The organism is Eubacterium sp. MSJ-33, from assembly GCF_022174665.1.
Taxonomy (GTDB): Bacteria; Bacillota; Clostridia; order Lachnospirales; family Lachnospiraceae; genus Coprococcus_C.
This window is the reverse complement of the sequence record NZ_CP076562.1, coordinates 61260-79201: the sequence shown is the minus strand read 5'-3', so window position 1 is coordinate 79201 and position 17942 is coordinate 61260. Positions and strand designations below refer to the sequence as shown.

At 41.6% G+C, this 17942-nt stretch carries 20 protein-coding genes; all 20 read right to left on the bottom strand.

Translation table 11 applies throughout. The annotated features are described in order from the left end of the window. Positions 1–240: 240 nt before the first annotated feature. The 20 genes from KP625_RS00345 to KP625_RS00250 all read right to left on the bottom strand — a co-directional run bounded on the left by KP625_RS00345 (position 241) and on the right by KP625_RS00250 (position 17800). Positions 241–1230 (bottom strand): 2-hydroxyacid dehydrogenase, encoded by a 990-nt coding sequence (locus KP625_RS00345; protein WP_238298578.1) that lies wholly within the window; start codon positions 1228–1230, stop codon positions 241–243. A gap of 323 nt (positions 1231–1553) precedes the next feature. Then, entirely contained in the window at positions 1554–2549 is a 996-nt protein-coding gene (locus tag KP625_RS00340; RefSeq protein ID WP_238298576.1) for a biotin--[acetyl-CoA-carboxylase] ligase, read from the bottom strand. A gap of 56 nt (positions 2550–2605) precedes the next feature. Next, positions 2606–3499, bottom strand: a complete 894-nt coding sequence (locus KP625_RS00335) for a deoxyribonuclease IV (RefSeq protein WP_238298574.1) — start codon at positions 3497–3499, stop codon at positions 2606–2608. Positions 3500–3545: 46 nt separating this feature from the next. Beyond that, positions 3546–4043 (bottom strand): hypothetical protein, encoded by a 498-nt coding sequence (locus KP625_RS00330; RefSeq protein ID WP_238298572.1) that lies wholly within the window; start codon positions 4041–4043, stop codon positions 3546–3548. Positions 4044–4249: 206 nt separating this feature from the next. Beyond that, complete coding sequence (locus KP625_RS00325; protein ID WP_238298570.1) at positions 4250–4927, bottom strand: metallophosphoesterase family protein; 678 nt, start codon at positions 4925–4927, stop codon at positions 4250–4252. A 3-nt stretch (positions 4928–4930) separates the two neighbouring features. After that, positions 4931–5770, bottom strand: a complete 840-nt coding sequence (locus KP625_RS00320) for a hypothetical protein (protein ID WP_238298569.1) — start codon at positions 5768–5770, stop codon at positions 4931–4933. A gap of 84 nt (positions 5771–5854) precedes the next feature. Further along, positions 5855–7426, bottom strand: coding sequence for a WYL domain-containing protein (locus tag KP625_RS00315; protein ID WP_238298567.1), 1572 nt, complete (start codon positions 7424–7426; stop codon positions 5855–5857). A 103-nt stretch (positions 7427–7529) separates the two neighbouring features. Next, positions 7530–8195, bottom strand: a complete 666-nt coding sequence (locus KP625_RS00310; protein WP_238298566.1) for an HD domain-containing protein — start codon at positions 8193–8195, stop codon at positions 7530–7532. A gap of 18 nt (positions 8196–8213) precedes the next feature. Continuing rightward, the gene (locus KP625_RS00305; protein WP_238298563.1) at positions 8214–9593 is read right to left on the bottom strand and encodes a PhoH family protein; all 1380 of its coding nucleotides are present in this window, start codon (positions 9591–9593) and stop codon (positions 8214–8216) included. Between the two features lie 377 nt (positions 9594–9970). Continuing rightward, positions 9971–10468: a low molecular weight protein-tyrosine-phosphatase gene (locus KP625_RS00300; RefSeq protein ID WP_238298561.1), complete on the bottom strand. Its 498-nt coding sequence runs from the start codon at positions 10466–10468 to the stop codon at positions 9971–9973. Between the two features lie 224 nt (positions 10469–10692). Further along, positions 10693–11397, bottom strand: a complete 705-nt coding sequence (locus tag KP625_RS00295; protein ID WP_238298559.1) for a hypothetical protein — start codon at positions 11395–11397, stop codon at positions 10693–10695. A gap of 13 nt (positions 11398–11410) precedes the next feature. Beyond that, positions 11411–12331, bottom strand: a complete 921-nt coding sequence (locus KP625_RS00290) for a DUF4268 domain-containing protein (protein ID WP_238298557.1) — start codon at positions 12329–12331, stop codon at positions 11411–11413. Between the two features lie 190 nt (positions 12332–12521). Next, positions 12522–12692 carry an integrase gene (locus KP625_RS00285; RefSeq protein WP_238298555.1) on the bottom strand — a complete coding sequence of 57 codons (171 nt, stop codon included), beginning with the start codon at positions 12690–12692 and terminating at the stop codon, positions 12522–12524. 12 nt (positions 12693–12704) lie between these two features. Continuing rightward, on the bottom strand, positions 12705–13199 hold the full coding sequence (gene cptIN / locus KP625_RS00280; protein WP_238298553.1) for a type III toxin-antitoxin system CptIN family toxin: 495 nt from the start codon (positions 13197–13199) through the stop codon (positions 12705–12707). Between the two features lie 674 nt (positions 13200–13873). Next, the gene (locus KP625_RS00275; protein WP_238298550.1) at positions 13874–14770 is read right to left on the bottom strand and encodes a hypothetical protein; all 897 of its coding nucleotides are present in this window, start codon (positions 14768–14770) and stop codon (positions 13874–13876) included. A gap of 10 nt (positions 14771–14780) precedes the next feature. Further along, entirely contained in the window at positions 14781–14948 is a 168-nt protein-coding gene (locus KP625_RS00270) for a hypothetical protein (RefSeq protein WP_238298549.1), read from the bottom strand. A 17-nt stretch (positions 14949–14965) separates the two neighbouring features. Continuing rightward, positions 14966–15280, bottom strand: coding sequence for a type II toxin-antitoxin system RelE/ParE family toxin (locus tag KP625_RS00265; RefSeq protein ID WP_238298547.1), 315 nt, complete (start codon positions 15278–15280; stop codon positions 14966–14968). Continuing rightward, positions 15270–15551, bottom strand: coding sequence for a type II toxin-antitoxin system RelB/DinJ family antitoxin (locus tag KP625_RS00260; RefSeq protein WP_238298545.1), 282 nt, complete (start codon positions 15549–15551; stop codon positions 15270–15272). The genes KP625_RS00265 and KP625_RS00260 overlap by 11 nt, the downstream gene beginning before the upstream one ends. A 151-nt stretch (positions 15552–15702) precedes the next feature. Then, positions 15703–16986 (bottom strand): MFS transporter, encoded by a 1284-nt coding sequence (locus KP625_RS00255; RefSeq protein WP_370641378.1) that lies wholly within the window; start codon positions 16984–16986, stop codon positions 15703–15705. A 1-nt stretch (position 16987) separates the two neighbouring features. Beyond that, positions 16988–17800 (bottom strand): zinc dependent phospholipase C family protein, encoded by an 813-nt coding sequence (locus KP625_RS00250; RefSeq protein WP_238298540.1) that lies wholly within the window; start codon positions 17798–17800, stop codon positions 16988–16990. Positions 17801–17942 lie beyond the last annotated feature (142 nt).

Here is a 17942-nt window from a genome sequence, read left to right as displayed (position 1 = left end):
CTCTCTTTTTTTGTACTCGATTCACAACACATACTATCTTATAAAGGATTCTGTATCATGCATCTTGTCCGTTATTTGCTGTCTGATTTCATTTTGTTGCTCTATAAACAGCAGATAAGAGCCATTTTATCATAGATTCATTTTTAAATCCACATCTATTTGATAAAAATAGCAAAAATGGGCAGATATATGTGTGATACATACATCTGCCCGTACTTATGATTGTTATAATCCTCCAATCTATTTTACCTGATTGATTTCATGGATAGTTCTATTTTCATAATCCACCGCATTCTGCAAAGTTGTCCGGCTGATCGCTTCAAGTGCCTCCCGCGTCAGAAATCCCTGATGAGACGTAATGATAACATTTGGGAATGACAGTAATCTGGCTGTGATAGAATGCTGTAACAGCTCGTCTTCCCGGTTTTCAAATACATTGTCTCCCTCTTCTTCGTATACATCCAGACCCACACCGAAGAATTTACCCTGACGGATGCCCTGAATCAATTCTTCCGAATCAACAAGCGCGCCACGGGATGTATTGACTAAGATCACATCATCCTTCATCTGTGTAATCGTATCCTTGTTAATCATGTGATAAGTCTCGTCTGTGAGCGGGCAATGCAGGGAAATCAAGTCACTCTGCTTCAGCACGTCTTCGAGTGACATATATTCTACAAAGTCCAGATTTTTATTCGGGTACATATCGTAGGCGATCACGCGCATACCAAATCCTCGGCAGATCCGGCACATTGCCGCACCGATCTTTCCGGTTCCGATGATACCTGCAGTCTTCCCATGGAAATTCACTCCGGTTAATCCAACTAAGCTGAAATTATTCTCCCGCACCTTGATGTAGCTTTTATGCACGTGACGGTTGACCGCAAGCGCCAGTGTAATCGCAAGCTCCGCAACGGCTTCCGGAGAATATCCCGGCACACGAAGCACCGTAATGCCAAGTTCATTTGCCTTTTTCAAATCTATGTTATTAAACCCGGCACAGCGAAGCAGCACTAGTTTGATGTTTATCTCTGTCAGTTTCTCCAGCACCGGCGCACTTAAATCCGAGTTTACAAATGCACAGATTGCGTCACAGCCCTGCGCGAGGGATACAGTCTTCGGAGAGATATCAACTTCGTGATAGATGATTTCGATGTCCGGAAAATGGAGGAGTTCTTTCTCGAAGGATTCCACGTCGTAGGCTGCTGCATCGTAAAATAGTATCTTCATAATATGTGTCTCCTTTCGTTGTTTTACAAATCAAACAGTTACGAATCCTACTATACTGACCGAGTTACACAGAATACTTATTCTTCGCAGACACGCTCTCGCTCACTTCCACACGCAGTGGTACTAAATTCGCAGGAATATCATACATCAATTATTTATTTCTTATTGCCCTGCTCATTAAGTACCAGCGTGTTCCAATGGTCTGCTTAATAATAAGTATTCTGTGCAACTCGAATCTACATATTGTTTCATTTGTAATTATTTAATTGTAACAATGAATCGTACACACATATTATATCCAATTTTTCCTTGGTTATCACGTATTACTGCAACCGGATACTGATTTCGCCGGTTGAAAGGTTTTCGCGGGTGCCATCCTCGTACTCGACAAGGAGATGGCACATGTCGTCGATATCAAGTGCGGTTGCCTTGCGCTCACCATCCTTTGTCACAACACGGATACCTTTTCCAAGAACCAGGCTGCGCTTCTTGTATTCCGCGACGAATTCTTTCTTCGCAAAGTTTTTGTAGTAATAGAAATAGCGGTTCAGTGTCTCTGCCAGAATCTTATTCTTGATGTCACCGCTTTGCTCCTGCAAGACAGAACCGGCAATATTCTCCAGTTCCTTACCGAATCCTTCCGTCGGCATATACAGATTGATTCCGATTCCAACGATCACGTATTCCGGGTCTAAGTTTTCCATCTGGAATGCTGCCTGTGTCAGGATGCCGCATACCTTGTGCGAATCGATAAAGATATCGTTGACCCACTTGATCTGTGGTTTCTTGTCCGTGTATTTCTCGATTGCTTCGCACACTGCCACAGCAGCGATTGTCGTAAGCAGCGTCACTTCCTGATTCGCAATCTGTGGCTTCAACAGGATACTGAAATAGATTCCTGTATTTGCCGGCGACATAAACGACCGTCCCAGTCTTCCGAGTCCGTTCGTCTGCTCCATCGCAGCAAGCACCAGGCCTTCTTCCTCCTGCGTCCGCTCACGGAGTGCAAGGTTCGTGGAGTTGATACAGCGGAACACTTCCAACCGCACCGGACATTCAACATCCAGATATTTTGCCGTTCCCTGTACGGACAACACATCTGTGTCCTCCGCCAGCTTGTAGCCTTTGTTGTTCACGCCCTCGATTGCAAATCCATCCTCCTGCAATTTGCGGATGGCTTTCCACACTGCTGCCCGGCTGACAGATAGTTTCTTCGCAAGCTGCTCGCCAGACAGATAGGTGCCTCTGTTTTCTTCCAGTGTCTTTATGATTTCATCTCTGACTGCCATATTTCCTACTCTCGATTCTTTGTTTTTCATGTCGCCTGACGGCTCCATGTGTGTTTTCGCAATATGTCTAAGTTTCTTCGGACAACTTACTCCGCAAGCTTTGTAATTCTTGCCGCATCATACGCGCCACTCCGGAGCATGTCAATCTCTTCCTTGTATGGTGGAAATGCTTTCTTCGCATCTGCAAGTGATTTCACATATGGTGTCTCCAGAATCTTCGGCACCTCTAAGAAATCCTTATGCCATACGATCTTATACAACGCATCAAACCCAATCGAACCAAGTCCGATATTCTCATGGCGATCCTTCGCCGCTCCGCGCGGATTCTTGCTGTCGTTGATATGGAATACCGCAATCTGGTCCTTGCCGATGATCTTGTCGAATTCTTCTATCACGCTGTCGAACTCATTTGCCACATCATATCCAGCATCGTTCGTGTGACACGTATCAAAGCAGACACGCAGCTTGTCATTGTAAATGACACCATCATAGATACACGCCAGCTCCTCGAAGCTTCTGCCAATCTCGCTGCCCTTTCCTGCCATTGTCTCAAGCGCGATATACACCGGCGTATCTTGGGTAAGCACTTCATTTAACCCTTTAATAATGCTATCGATGCCTGCATCGGCACCGGCATTCACATGGGAACCCGGATGCAGGACAAGCGTCTTGCTTCCCATTGCCGCGGTCCGCTCGATCTCTGTCTTTAAGAAATCAACCGCCAGCTGGTAAATCTCCGGCTTCACTGTATTTGCCAGATTGATGATATACGGCGCATGTACCACAAACTCTGTGATATCATTTGCCCGCATCAGTTCCCACGCTTCTTCCACGCGCAGCTCCGACACGTCCTTTCTGCGCGTATTCTGCGGCGCTCCTGTATATAACATAAATGTATTTGCGTCATAAGAGAGCGCTTCCTTCACCGAGCCAAGCATCATCTCTTTGCCGCTCATTCCAACATGACTTCCGATTTTCATACTATATAAACTCCTTTTATGAAATGTCTGTATATGATCTTATGCCTTACAACGATTGTCCGGATTGGGGCTGCACGTTATTATCCTTTCCGCACAACGTTCCAATCGTGATTGCCAGAAATATCATAGCCAATATATGAAATGGTCTTTCCATAAAATTCCTCATATTATTCAGAATCGAAGCTTTCGCCAACATTGACGCCCCATAAAAGAAAGAATATTTCCGGTTTACTGCAACCACCCATATAGCATTTAATACATTTAAAATAATATGGCTCACAAGAACAATGACTGAAATCGCCAATCCGGTTCTTTTCTTCTGCGATTTCCATGTGATGGCGCATGCAAGAATATACAAGACCACAGTCAGGATAGGACATATAATGCAGCGGACATCAAAGATTCGTTCGGTGTTTACATCCACGCCAAAAGATTGAATATATTTATCCTGCGGTCCAAAGTAAATAATCCAGTTCATAATCATTGCCAGCACACTCCAGATCATTGCGATTGTAACCAACACATTTGTGCATTTTAGTTTCATACGTTTCCCCCGTATTTATATTATAGTTTGCTAACCAAATAACCGGAGCATTGTCAAACAATCACTCCGGAATCAGTTTACAATTATTGTGATTATAGCATTTTTCAGAAGAAATATCTATACATCATACAGAAAATACACACTCCCCCTACCGGTTCATCGTAATCTCCATTGTTTTTACTACATTTTTCTCCCATATTCATTATTTACCCAATCTGCGTCACTTCATCTATCCGGCAATGAAAGTTCTCAATGTCGGTATCTTCATGCAGGTGTCCGAAATACCAATCCTGAAAATCAACCGTATCCGCAAGTTCCTGAAAGAATCGCAACTGTTCAAGTCCCTCTTCATGACATTCATATCCAAGCTCCGAAACGACTTCATATGGTCCGGTATGCGTGACGATATAATCCACCTTATAATCATATATTCTAAGGTTTCTCCTCGCTTCCTCATATTCATCCTCCGAAGGCAGCTCTTCTTCAAACCATGTCCGTCCTAATTCCCGGTATTCCCGGTCAACAGAATACGCACCACCAAACGCAAAGAACGTCTTACCATCTATGTCATATACCTGTCCCCGCATCAGATGAATCATTCCCGGTTCTATGATATGTACCTTCCCACCATGCCATTCATCCTCGCGATAAGAAAGTAATTCATCGAATCCCTCATGGTTGCCGTCGACGAACAAAATCGTCATTGGCAGTTCTCGGAGATATTCTCTTGTCGCGCGTTCCTGTTCTCTGGAAAATCCACAGATACCGGTATCTCCGCAGATAATCAGATAATCATTTTCATCGAGATCCTCCCGGTCTATAAATGGATCTAATTTGTTAATATCAAGTGTAGAATGGATATCACCACATACAAAAATACTCATGAATTACTCCTCCCTCCGCTTCTTCCCATAGGTTTGCCTGTATGTCGTAAGCGACCAGCTAAAACCCGGTTCATACCAAAGTCCGTATCGTTCAAATATCTTGCCAAATTCATGTAACACATGGTTCGCAATAGTTCCTCCATTGTAATAATGCTCGCTTTCGGCAAGTTCCTGGTACTTTTCCAGTTTCACCTGTTCACCGAAATATTCCTCAAGGGAAGCATCTTTGCAACATTCCGCCTTCAGCAGGAATTCATGATATTCCTCTCTGGAAGAAAACTCCTCTGGTTCATGGTTGAAAATTTCTGCATTAAATTCCGGGGGATCTTCAAGTTCGAGATACGCTTCATAGGAATCAAACTCGGCAGGATCCCACCCGCTATGATTTTCCATATAATCATCAGCTCTTTCTATACACTCATCCTCGATGGCATCCTGTATTCTTTCATCGTGACTGCAAATATATTCTTTTGCCGTGTCTGAGAGATTATACGGATTAACTTCATATTCCAGATTGTGGATAAGCATATACAATGGTCCTTCATATGTCATATCCAGAAGATGCTCCGGATTCGCATAACAGCTATATTCGCATTCATCCGCACATGGATTAGAAGTAACAGTTACTCCCGTTAAATACCGATCCGGCTCTGTTTCCGTCCTTACATATACATCCGGCTCCGTTTCTACAAAGTTCTCTTTATCCTCAAAGGGCAAATCCGTGTAGCATTTCCCACCTGTGAATATCTGAACATCCTCCCACATGCCCCATTCTTTGCAAAAAGTGATAATGTCTTTTGCAAGCTTCTCAGACAACTCTGTTGTGAAATTTACATGCTCCATTCTCATCCTCCGTTCTAAATAAAAAAGACTGCAGATGAGTTCCATCCACAGTCCCGGTCAACTAGCTTCATTTATATTATGTTGTTATTTAGATTCAATATTTTGAGGGTTTATATATTTTTCTCTCATTTTATCCAATTTTTGGCGAATTTCGTTCCGGACTTCCTCGTCGAGCACTTCCACCACATCGGCATACTGCATTGCCCATGGCACAATCATCTTCGGTGAAGTCTTCACACGCACAATTACATAGCCGTCTTCACACGCTTCGCTGGTCACAATATAGTATTTCCCGAACCAGTCATACAGGATCGAATAGTTGTTATCCTTGATCCGGACTTTTACTTTCATATTCCGCGGTTCGTCATATCCCATATACAGGTGCTCCGCCATATAACGATTGGCATTCCAATTTTCAGCGCGGAGCGGATTGCTCTCATGCTTTGCAATCACAACAGGCACCGGCTTGCCCGCATCGTCCACGCGGATCCGAATATCATCCATCATGTCCACGCGGTACTGCCATATTCTTGGATCGCCATCCATTTTCAATCCTATGCAATAATACCGGTCATGATATTTCACAATCTGATACGGACTTAACAGATGCCGCTTCTTCCCCTGATTTAATTCTCCCTTGGCAGTATATCCGTTAAATGTAAAGCTTACCTGAACCATCTGATTCATCGCCTGTTGAAGCAATTGGAGATTACGTGCTACATTTGTCTGGCTGTAATCAACCTTCTCGCCAATCTTTCCCGAAACAAATGTCAGATGATCCATCGCATAAGACCAATATGGGTTCTTATAATACTTGCTGGTTGTCGTCAGGATTCTCCGGATCAGTTGTTCCTTATCTTCTTTCGTAAGCATATCGGATAATACAATGGTCTGAATCAGCTGATCCAGCATTTGGTTGTCAAACAAATGCACATAGGAAAAATCCGTGATTCTCAGATTATTTCCTGATTTCCCGGCTCTGCGCTTCTCCAATAAATCTTCCTCATACCCTTTATACCGAATTCTCGCTTTATCCCGGTCCCGATTCCAGTTCATTGCCTCAATCATGGAGTACAAATGATCCCGCATGGTATTATCACTTTCCGTCTTCTCCACGCGTACTTTCATCACCATCGTCCGGTAGATTTTCAGCCATTTTTTTATCTCTTCATAGGATAACGTGTGATTCTCATCGGTCTGCAGCTTCAAGATATCAAGCAGCTGCACCGTTCTTTCACCTGCATCAAAATGATGTACATCTGTCAGATCATCCATTGCTTCAATATCTTCCTCCGACAGAAGTTCAAAATACTCTGTTCCGCCGGTTCTTCCATCGGACATGAGTATTTTCAGTTCCGCACGCATCTCATTTATAATAAATGTACCTGCATAGGTAAGAAATGTATAGCCTTTGTCCACATCAAACCCTTTGACAGCATCCACAACACCCATCATGCCTGCCGCATACAGCTCCTGTTCCCATTCTGCCTTTCTATCTTCCGGCAGATTCATTCTATTCAACATATTCCATGCACACTTATGCACATATTTATCGCACGACTCTATCAGCTGTTCCCAGGCGCGTTCATTTCCATCCTTGACCTTCTTAAAGATCGAATCCATCGCTTCCTTGCCAAGTCCTTTTTCTCCCGACATATGCTTCCTCCGTTACAGTAAAATGATACTATCTATTTTACCATAAATGCAAGGAAAGCGGGGACGCTTCTTTTGTCTCGAAGAGTGGTTCTGTGTCTTATCCCTACAGAACCTTGCTGCCATTGGCGGTCAGCTTAAATTTCGCTCCGAACAACTCCGCCCCGTGCCGGCACATCTGCATCCGTCCAAGGAAAATATCGAAATACTCATACATCGTACAGATCTTCTCGTCGATTTTGAGTTCCAATGCAATCTGGCGTTTCTCCCGGTTAATCTTCAGATTCGCTTCCGTGACTGCGTAATTCACCCAATCATGAATATCGTAGGTTGACTTATCCCGTGAGCGCACACGGCTTCTGCGGACATCCGTCTTATCCGCAATAATCATCGCGGCAGACACAATATCCACCGCTCCTCCGGTAGACTCGTCGTGATGCCCAATGGCTGAAACGATGGTTGCACGATCTGTAAACGGCATATCCATCCGTCGCAGGATGTCATTTGCAAGGAGCGCGCCATACTCGGCATGGTGTTCACGATTGACTGCATTTCCAATATCATGCATATATCCGGCAATCCTCGCAAGTTCGATCTCCGCGTCAGCATGTCCGAACTTCTCCAGCAGATATGCCGCCCGTTCTGCCACCAGCGTACAATGTGTCTTGGAATGCTCCGTATAGCCAAGTGTGGCTAAATTAGCATCGCCCTTTTTGATAAATTCGTTAATCTCTTTGTTCTTGATGATGTCTTTGTATAATATCTGTGCCATTTTTCCAAACCTTTCTTCCTATAAGCGTTTTACTGCATCCATCGCGAGTACCGACCGTTCACATTCCTCTGCCGATAATGTGAGCTGCGCGCAATACGGACTTCCCTGCATGTATTTTGCCGCATAGCTCAGTCCATTCGTCCGTTCATCCAGAAATGGCCGGTCTATCTGACATGGATCTCCAAGCAATATGATCTTCGTACCCTTTCCTGCCCGCGTGATAATTCCCCGAACCTGATTCGGAGTCATATTCTGCGCCTCATCAATAATCAGATACGTCTTTGCAATCGAACGCCCACGAATATAATTCAGCGCCTCCGTCTGAATAATTCCGCGCTCGAAGATCTCTTGGATCTTATCCGCCAATGCTTTCTCGTCCGCATACCGTTCTTCTTCATCTGAATCAAGAATCTGTTCCAAATTGTCAATGACCGGTCGCATCAACGGCGCAATCTTCTCCTGCTCGCTTCCCGGCAGAAATCCAATCTCATCGTCAAACTGCGCATTCGGTCGGCAGACGATGATCCTCCGATATTCTCCGGTCGGATTGTTGAACACCTTTTCTAGCCCAACCGCCAGCGAGTAAAATGTCTTCGCCGTGCCTGCCATTCCCTTGATGATCACAAGCGGTATTTCATCTGCTGATGCCATCAATGCTTCCTGCATAAAATACTGCCCGACATTTCTCGGCTTGATGCCATACGGGTATGATTTCTTATAGGATAGCGGGGAGATCTTACCTTTTTGCACCTTACCAAGAATCGTTTTCTTATTCGACTGATCCGGCGTTAAGATCACAAATTCATGCTCGATAAATTCCGGCTGTGTGCGATTCCCTCCCGCGTCTGTCTGATACACCTCTTTGCATGGGATTCCATGCTTCTTGAATTCCTTTACCTTGTCCTCCGGGATATACGCATCTGTCCTGCCTGTATATTGCCGGTCATCCACCGTAATCTGCTCCGTCGTGAAATCTTCTGCCCGCACGCCAAGCATCTGCGCCTTGATCCGGAGCACCAGATCCTTCGTAACCAGAATCACCTGTGACTTCTCACCCAAATCCTGTGACAAACCCTTGCAGACCTTTAGGATTCGATTATCCGCTTTATCTTCCGGCATATCCTCCGGGAGTTCCACTGCCTTGTAATTCTTCTCGATACGAAGCGTTCCTCCATCCGGCAGCGTCACACCCTGCAACAGATCTCCCTGATTCCGGTACTGCTCCAGCATACGCACGACTTTTCTTGCATTAGAACCTTTCTCGCCCTCCGCTTTCTTCAATCCATCGAGTTCTTCTACCACAACAAGCGGAAGCACCACATCATTCTCTTCAAAGCATAAGAATGCATGTGGTGCCTGAATCAGGATATTGGTATCTATCACATATGTTTTCTTCATGTAAAAACCCCCATTTATTATGATTTACGGGAGGGAATTTACGTTGCCAATATCGTACACAAAGTATTCATTCGTATATAATGTATCGCAACTAACAAGGACTATGTGTTCTTATTCGATTCATACCCACATACGCAACCACTGCCTATTCGACATCCATGTCTCAGAGGCAGCTTGCTTGAACATCGTGTTCAAGCATTGCTCCTATTTCTCAAAGAACACAAGTCCTTCTAAGTTGCAAACATATCATATACTTCATGAATACTTTATACACTTCTATTTGACAACGAAAATTCCCTTCTACTTATCTTCATAATAAACAGGGGGTGTTAAATACGTTATCACGCATATGTTAAATACGCGTAAATGCTATTATTTTACTTATTCAGTTTTTCTTTATCCTTTATATAAGCGAGCAAGCCCTGACAGCCTTCCATAACATCTTCAAATGTCTGGTCAAAATCACCGGTATACCACGGATCAGCCACATCACGTGCTTCGCTCAGTTTATGCGTCTTCTCATAGTCCGCAAACGCCAGCATCTTGTAAATCTTCCCTTCCACATCACTGCCACCGGCAATCCGCGTCATGTTCCGAATATTCGCGCCATCCATACCGATCAGATAATCATAGTATGTATAATCCGCGCGTGTCATCTGTCTCGCCCGATGTGGAATCATCGGAATCTGCTCCTGTTGTAATTTTCGCTTTGTCCCATGATGTGGCGGATTCCCGATCTCCTCTGTACTCGTCGCTGCCGAATCGATTTCGAAATAGGAATCGAGATTGGACTGGCGGACGAGGTGAGTGAATACGCTCTGAGCCATCGTGGAGCGACAGATGTTGCCGTGGCAGATGAATAAAACTCTAATCATAAATTTCTCCTGTTCTAAAATGCCCTGTATTGCCCTATTTTGCAAGGTTTTATCGACTTTTCCGGGCATCGTATTTTTCTTCTCTAAAACTACACTTTTTGTAAAATAATGCAAAACGGAGCAAATCACTGCCTTGTGTAGTAGTCAAATCGTAGTCAGTTAAGGGGGCAGACTACGGATAGGGGTGCATTATTTAACAAAAGGGTGTGCAGAATAAGCCATTACTAATATGCTACGTTTATTTCTTTGTTAGTATCCAAATCAAACCCAATTCCCCAGAATCCCATATCAATCATTTTCATCTGTGGGTATGGTAAATCATACACTCTCATATTCTCTCTGACAGGTTCTAAACGAGATTCATTTCTTTCATAAAAATCTACAAGCTGTAAAATAGACTTAATATTGTAACTTCCTGTAGCAACCTTTTGATTCTTGATGCCCGCAATAAAATATCTATCATATGCCGGAACACATCCCATAGTTCCCATTAAAATTTTCGTAATCAGAGTATATGATAAGTTATTCTTCAAATCCTTCTCTTTTACATTCTTGCGAATACCATCATAATACTCACTCATAAATGCGTTCAATTCTATGAATTTTTTCTGATTCACTTCGTTCTTCAATTCTGAACAATTTATTCCCATCAATAAATCATATTTTTTATCCAACAGTTCTTTAACAACAGGTACATGTATCCTATAGTCTTTCTGCAAAAGAAACGAAGACCCTCTATACATTCCCCAACTCGCCAAGTAAAAAGCTAATTGTAAACTTAAGTAATCTACATCTGCATTATCTTTTTCTCTAGCATGATAAAAATTTGAATAGCAATGCTCCCATGAGCGATAACGTCCATTAGGATCCTTCTTCAAATTATTATAATAACTCATGGTTGAAGATATCATCATATCTACTGTATCCATTGACATCACCTTCTTATAAGTACTTCTTAAATGCCTTCTTCATCTTCATGCAAATATCCATAATATAATCAAACTGCTGTGGCCATGTGGCATGATCATCAAATGTCACTTCTTTTTCAATAATAATACGGCTTGCTTTTCTTTCAGGTAGTTCTCTCCAGTCAAGAGTAACGCCCATTACTAATTCAATCTCATCTTTATGTAAAAACAAATTTCTGAAAAGTTCCTTATCATCATTTATGTACAATTCAACATCAATCGCATTTCTTTTTTGGATTTGAGATACTGCGATATGACAAGCTGATGAACCAATACTAAAATCCATCCAGTGGTCTGTTGTTGGTTTTCTCTTATTAAATGCTTTGTTAAATTCTGCATTCTGAAAGGCATAATCATTGAACGCCTGCCAATATTCCAGTCTCTGCTGCTGTGTTGGATTTGTAGCAGTTGTCTTCTTAATCTCCTTCGTCCAATCATTTGGTCTTTCCACTACTGTAAATGATGGAGCAATATCAGAATCTCCTATCTGGAACAGCTTTATTTCACACAAGAAGAATCCAATCTTGTCATCCGTATGGTTATTAAGCCACTCAACTGCTGCCTTGTGTTCCTCTCGTGCGTGTTTTACTACCCAAATAACCACGTCTGCGTCTTTCCCGGATGCATAAGTAATCAATTTGCCAAGATGGTCATGATCCGTGTCTTCTAATTGATTTTCAATGATAATCTTTCTGTCGGTGCCTGTTTCAGATGCATAAATATCAACATTGAAATCTCCAACAGATGATTCTGTCTCATCAACTGTAATATCAAGACCAACAGCATCTGCAAGCAGGTCAACATTCTCCGCTACCCAAGGGGTAAAGTTCAAAGCCTCATGTGGCCACACACTTCTTAAATCAGTTATTTCCTTTAATGTACCCAAGTTTATCATTATGCCTTATCCTCCAATCATAAAAGCATCCTACGATATCTCAGATGCCATTAACAGCCAACTATGTATAACAAAATGTTTTTACTTTGTTTTCAATTTACATTATATCAGCCAAGGCATATTTTTACCAGTCAAAAAGACACCCAAGCTATAAGCCTGAGTGCCACCAGTTTCCATCAATATTCTATTTTTAAACCACCTTGAACATATTCTGTTTCAAAGACTTATCATCCTCATCCGAAATCCCCATCTCTTTCCTTGCATTTTCCAATTCCTGCATCTTCTGAAGTTCTTTCTCCGCATCCTCAAGTCCAACATGGGTGTAAACATTAAGTGTTACTGCTATATCCGAATGCCCCATAGATATTTACATCTATTTTAATAATTCCTGTTCTATACTAAGAACATCTGGAAAAATCAACTTCGCTCCCTTTCTCTGCAATGCTAAAACTTTTCCTGCTTTATCCTTTAACTCCTTTTCTAATCTACCATCAACACGAACTGGTATGTTGGCAACAGAGTCCAGATACTCATTTTTCATATATTTTTCTGTAATCGGACACATATTTTGAATCAAAAATGCCTTCTCATGACCAAGCACTTCTCCAAAAACAATTGTATCGCACCTATGATACTTTTGCATTTTCTTATTATAGATTCCTTTAAATTTAGAAGTCTGTGATGAAAATGGTATCATCCAAAACAGCTGCGTATTACTATCCTGGAATGCATAAAAACATGGTCTATCATGTAACTGTCCATTTACCTTTTCCTTATTCTGCATCAAATAAGAATCTGGAAAATCCTTAAAGTATTGATCATTAATATAATAAAAATGTCCTATTTCCATTTCTTCTCCAACCGTCAAAAAGAGGCTCCGTCCTCTCGAACAGAACCTCAAAACATTTGAACTCGACCTTTTCTAAGTCGCATATCGAGTAGCGACAAACATTTGAACTCGACCTTATTTGAGTTGCATATCGAGTAGCAACAAACATTTGCAGTAATCTCTTACTGTACTTAAAGTATACATTCAAATGTGCCGCCTGTCAAGGTCAAATATAAGTTCAAATCACAGCTTGCGGCTGCATTAATATTATATGTCCGTATCCAACTAGATATTCATTTTACACGATACTGCTAGACTATTCAACGATTGCACACTATATAACGATAGCCCTTACAATTTAACGATTGCTACTACCGTTAAAATCTGCATTTCTACATCGGCTCATTTGCATTCCCTCATTCGTAGTATTACCGTAGTCCCCAAATGCTCTGACTACCAGACTATGCCCCGTTTTGCCCTATTATTCCTTGATTTATAAGGCTTTTCACAGTCCTGCCGTGGCAGATGAAAAGTATTTTTATCATTGTTTTATTTCTCCTTGATTTGCCCCAGAATGCCCTGTTTTGCAAGGGGTTTCTGGGATTTACATAATTTGCTCCGAAATTACAAATTGTGGCAAATCAGAGCAGAATTGAGCATGTTGTTACTGCCTGTTAGTAGTAAAAGGAAAATGTTTACTACTAAGAATTTTGTCATGACTCTATTGTTGCGTTTAGTATTGCATGATCTGGATATCCATGACTTATTTTGTTTCCTCTATTAAAACGATTTTTATAAAGCATATCTTCATACAACCATTCATTATCACGAACATATCCCCAATCATAATATGCATCTTTTAAGCTAATATTTTTTGTAATTATTTGGTCATTCTTTAATTGACCATATGTTAGAATTTCTTTATATAAAGATAATCCCCAAGAGCTTTCTTCTCCCATGATTTCCTTCAAAGAATACTTCTCTCCTAATATGTGTTTCATTAAATGAAAATTGTAAAACCTCAATGGGTTTTTCACATATTTCTTTTTACCATAATCCCATCTTAATTCATATTTGTCTTTAACAACATTATATTCTTTATCTGAATCTGCTTTAATCATTCCATTATTGAAATCCCCAAGCACAATTACATTTTCTAACGCTTCAATATACTTAACCAAATTTCTAAACTGTTCGCAGCGGTTTTTATAATCTACATCAGAGCCGCCATCAATTCTCACACGAGTTCCAATAACATTTATTAATTCATCTTCGCTAGTTGTTATTTCTATATGACATATATCAGGCAAACAATTTAAATCCCATTTCTCCTCATCAATAATAACCTGTTGTGTTCTCAAACATCCTTCTAAACCTGTTTTCACAGCAATTATTACCTGATTATACAATTCAACATTACGAATTGCTGACGTATATTTTTTATAGCTTGAATCTAGTGTATCTAACAAATCCTTGATACTTTCATTATCAACAACTTCTGTAAAAACAATAATATCAGTACCTTTAATATACTCCTTTGCAAATGCACATATTTCTACATCTTTATCAGAACCAAAGTTCACATTCCATTCCTTAATACTAATCTCCATAGCCTCCTCCTTATCTTCTTAACCACTCATTATTAAATCTATCTTTGAATTCCTCAAACACGTCCTTAAATCTAGGCAGCCCTTCTGCTTTCATCTTCTTTGAAAATGTAATTGCATTATCCTTAGCAAAAGCAAACCAGAAATACTGAACCATCTTATCTGCTGATAATCTATTCATTCTACCTACTCATTTAATTAATTCATTTTATTTTCGTAATCTTGCAATTCATGAAAAATATTATCCACATAAACTGTATTGTTTTCAATACGATATATCATAAAATATCGATGAGTTAAAAAATTGATTCTTCGGTATCCTAATTCTCTTAATTTGGGATTATCACAAAATTTCAGACTCCCGGCAACTTTGGACAAACTTGTTTTTGTTATTTCAAAGTCATTTAATAAATTTCTTGCAGCCTGCTCACTTTTCTTTTCAAACAAAAGATATGTGATGAATCTATCAAGATCTTCCTCTGCATCCCGCATCAAAACTATCTTATAATCCATACTTTGCCCTCATATCAGAAATCACACAATCTGCATCCCTGAACATTCCCTGCTCTCTTGACTTTTCCAACTTTGCAAGCATCTCTTTCTCGGTCATCGGTGCATATGGATTTGTTTGCCTTTTTATTTCAAAAGGAAATCCGTTTGTTGCAACAGCCTGTGTTAAAAACATTCTGATTGCTGTTGTAGTATCTGTACCCAAATCTTTAAACAAAGCATCTGATTTGCTTTTTAACTCGTCTTCTACTCTAACCTGAATTATACTAGCCATATTCCGCACCTCACTTCCATTTATTTTCTTTATTATAATGCTATGTCATTACTGTTTCAATACGTTTGTATTGATTATAAAAAGTTAGATAATGTGAGATTTCTCGACTCCCTGTAACCATCCCTACAAAATATTCTCTTCCCCTCCCCCCTCAAGACACCCCATCTTCCCCCAATCTCATCTCCACGTTCCTTACTTCTCCCTTCTCCTCCGCGGTTGCCATTCGGAACACGATCATTCCAAGGACAAAGAACACGGAAATCGCGCCTACGCCGATATTTACCTTGCCGGTAACCTGTGAGATCAGGCTGATCACGGTTGTTCCAAGGAAGGATGCGCCTTTTCCGCATATGTCCATCAATCCGAAATATTCGCCCGATTTTTCTGGTGGGATGACCTTGGCGAAATACGATCTGGACAACGCCTGAATTCCGCCCTGGAACATGCCAACCAGAATCGCCAGAATCCAAAACTGCCACTGCTCCTTCAGGAAGATTGCGAATACAGCGATGCCTAGATACGCGGCAATACAGATCGTAATGAGTCGTTCTGTTTTATAGCGGGTAGATAATCTGCCGAATATGATTGCAAAAGGAAATGCTACGATCTGTGTGACAAGCAGTGCCAGAAGCAGTTTCGTACTGTCAAATCCGAGCGCAGTTCCATAGGCGGTTGCCATATCAATGATCGTGTAGACACCATCAATGTAAAAGAAAAATGCCAGCAGGAACAGAAATATTTTCTTCTCGTTTCTTACATTTTTCAGAGTGACACCGAGGCGCTTGAAGCTGTTCCGAATTGCCCTCGGCTGCCGTTCCACATAATGTTTCTGCTTATAGATCTTAAGAAGCGGAATTGTCGCGCCGATCCACCAGACCGCAACGATTGCAAATGAAATCATCATCGCAAGCTCCATACTGATTCCAATCTTCCCTGCACCGAGCACAATTCCCAGACATAAGACAAACGGCACACAGCTTCCAATATAGCCCCAGGCATAGCCCTGTGAAGATACATTATCCATCCGGTCTTCGGTCGTGATATCGCCAAGCATCGAATCATAGAAGATCAGGCTGCCGGAGAATCCAGTCTTCGCAATAATATAGATGAGCAGAAAGACCATCCACTGTCTTGCGAATCCAAGTGCCAGACATCCGATTCCACCAATCAGCATCGTTGCGGTAAAGATTGGTTTCTTCAAGCCTTTTGTGTCTGCTAATGTTCCAAATACCGGTCCGAGCAATGCTACAATGATCGTTGCCGCCGATGTCGCATATCCCCAATACGCAAGATAATCGACCGATGAGAGTCCTGCATTTCCAGCCAGGTAATTAAAATAGATTGGCATGATCGTTGACACAAGCAATACAAATGCAGAATTTCCCACGTCGTACAACACCCAGTTTCTCTCAGCCTTTGACATTTTCGTCTTCACGTTACTGTGCCTCCTTCTCTTTGCCGCTGAATGTATAATTATAGAGTGCATTCAACGCCTCTTTCTCCGACAGATGCTTTACGTACTCATCAATCAACGTAACTGCCCGGCTCTTGGCCACAGCGTACAACTGATGCAGCTTCACTGTGCTGTCCTCACATGCCGGATTTGCTTTAAAATTCACCAGCAATCCATGCATTTCTTTATAATTTCCAGACAGCCGAAGTATGGTATAAATCAGCGATCTTTTTAATTTGGAAGGTGCGAGCAGCAAATGATTGTACCAGATCATTCCTTTCAACGCTTTCTTTACCTGTTTGGGACTGGCTCCTTGAAAGAATGGAGCAATCACTTCTGCATTTTCTAGGGATGGGATGATGTGCTTTGTCAGATCCTGACGAACCGGATCTTTCCCATCTTCAATCATCAGACTCCGGTCAAATTCCACTTCAATCTCTGTATGGGATACACCGCTCTGCGCAATCTTCTCGTCGATGTATCCATGACAGGTGGAATCCAAGGCAAAATGACAGATGAATCCATAGATATAGGCAAGTGCTGCTTCCTTATTCGATACCATCTCTATGATCTCAGCCGCCTTGGCAAAGAAATATTTTCCAGAATGATCGTGCAGCCCATACCCGATTGCATTGACTGGATTCGTTACTAACGGATGATAGTAAAACAGAATATCTGGTCCATGCAGACCTATATCATAGAGCTGTTTATGTTTCATAATGATGTTGCGGGCAGGGCTGGAAACCTGTTCCATCACTTCCTGCCCCATACGGTAATGTGCATACGTAGATGGCATATTCTTTCCCTCACTTTGAATATATTGCCACTCGGTGGCAGAGTGTCGGTCGCATTTGGGATCATTCACATTGTTCCTGATGCTCCCTCTAATTTCTGCTCTATTATAAAATTGGAATACAACACCCTACTATCATGTTTCT

Excerpts from the sequence above, each read along its gene's own strand:
- KP625_RS00260 (WP_238298545.1), bottom strand. The coding sequence starts at position 15,551 with ATGGCTAGTATAATTCAGGTTAGAGTAGAAGACGAGTTAAAAAGCAAA.
- KP625_RS00345 (WP_238298578.1), bottom strand. The coding sequence starts at position 1,230 with ATGAAGATACTATTTTACGATGCAGCAGCCTACGACGTGGAATCCTTC.
- KP625_RS00335 (WP_238298574.1), bottom strand. The coding sequence starts at position 3,499 with ATGAAAATCGGAAGTCATGTTGGAATGAGCGGCAAAGAGATGATGCTT.
- KP625_RS00300 (WP_238298561.1), bottom strand. The coding sequence starts at position 10,468 with ATGATTAGAGTTTTATTCATCTGCCACGGCAACATCTGTCGCTCCACG.
- KP625_RS00265 (WP_238298547.1), bottom strand. The coding sequence starts at position 15,280 with ATGGATTATAAGATAGTTTTGATGCGGGATGCAGAGGAAGATCTTGAT.
- KP625_RS00330 (WP_238298572.1), bottom strand. The coding sequence starts at position 4,043 with ATGAAACTAAAATGCACAAATGTGTTGGTTACAATCGCAATGATCTGG.
- KP625_RS00305 (WP_238298563.1), bottom strand. The coding sequence starts at position 9,593 with ATGAAGAAAACATATGTGATAGATACCAATATCCTGATTCAGGCACCA.
- KP625_RS00275 (WP_238298550.1), bottom strand. The coding sequence starts at position 14,770 with ATGGAGATTAGTATTAAGGAATGGAATGTGAACTTTGGTTCTGATAAA.
- KP625_RS00310 (WP_238298566.1), bottom strand. The coding sequence starts at position 8,195 with ATGGCACAGATATTATACAAAGACATCATCAAGAACAAAGAGATTAAC.
- KP625_RS00250 (WP_238298540.1), bottom strand. The coding sequence starts at position 17,800 with ATGCCATCTACGTATGCACATTACCGTATGGGGCAGGAAGTGATGGAA.
- KP625_RS00315 (WP_238298567.1), bottom strand. The coding sequence starts at position 7,426 with ATGTCGGGAGAAAAAGGACTTGGCAAGGAAGCGATGGATTCGATCTTT.
- KP625_RS00295 (WP_238298559.1), bottom strand. The coding sequence starts at position 11,397 with ATGGATACAGTAGATATGATGATATCTTCAACCATGAGTTATTATAAT.
- KP625_RS00340 (WP_238298576.1), bottom strand. The coding sequence starts at position 2,549 with ATGAAAAACAAAGAATCGAGAGTAGGAAATATGGCAGTCAGAGATGAA.
- KP625_RS00285 (WP_238298555.1), bottom strand. The coding sequence starts at position 12,692 with ATGGGGCATTCGGATATAGCAGTAACACTTAATGTTTACACCCATGTT.
- KP625_RS00325 (WP_238298570.1), bottom strand. The coding sequence starts at position 4,927 with ATGAGTATTTTTGTATGTGGTGATATCCATTCTACACTTGATATTAAC.
- KP625_RS00270 (WP_238298549.1), bottom strand. The coding sequence starts at position 14,948 with ATGAATAGATTATCAGCAGATAAGATGGTTCAGTATTTCTGGTTTGCT.
- KP625_RS00320 (WP_238298569.1), bottom strand. The coding sequence starts at position 5,770 with ATGGAGCATGTAAATTTCACAACAGAGTTGTCTGAGAAGCTTGCAAAA.
- KP625_RS00290 (WP_238298557.1), bottom strand. The coding sequence starts at position 12,331 with ATGATAAACTTGGGTACATTAAAGGAAATAACTGATTTAAGAAGTGTG.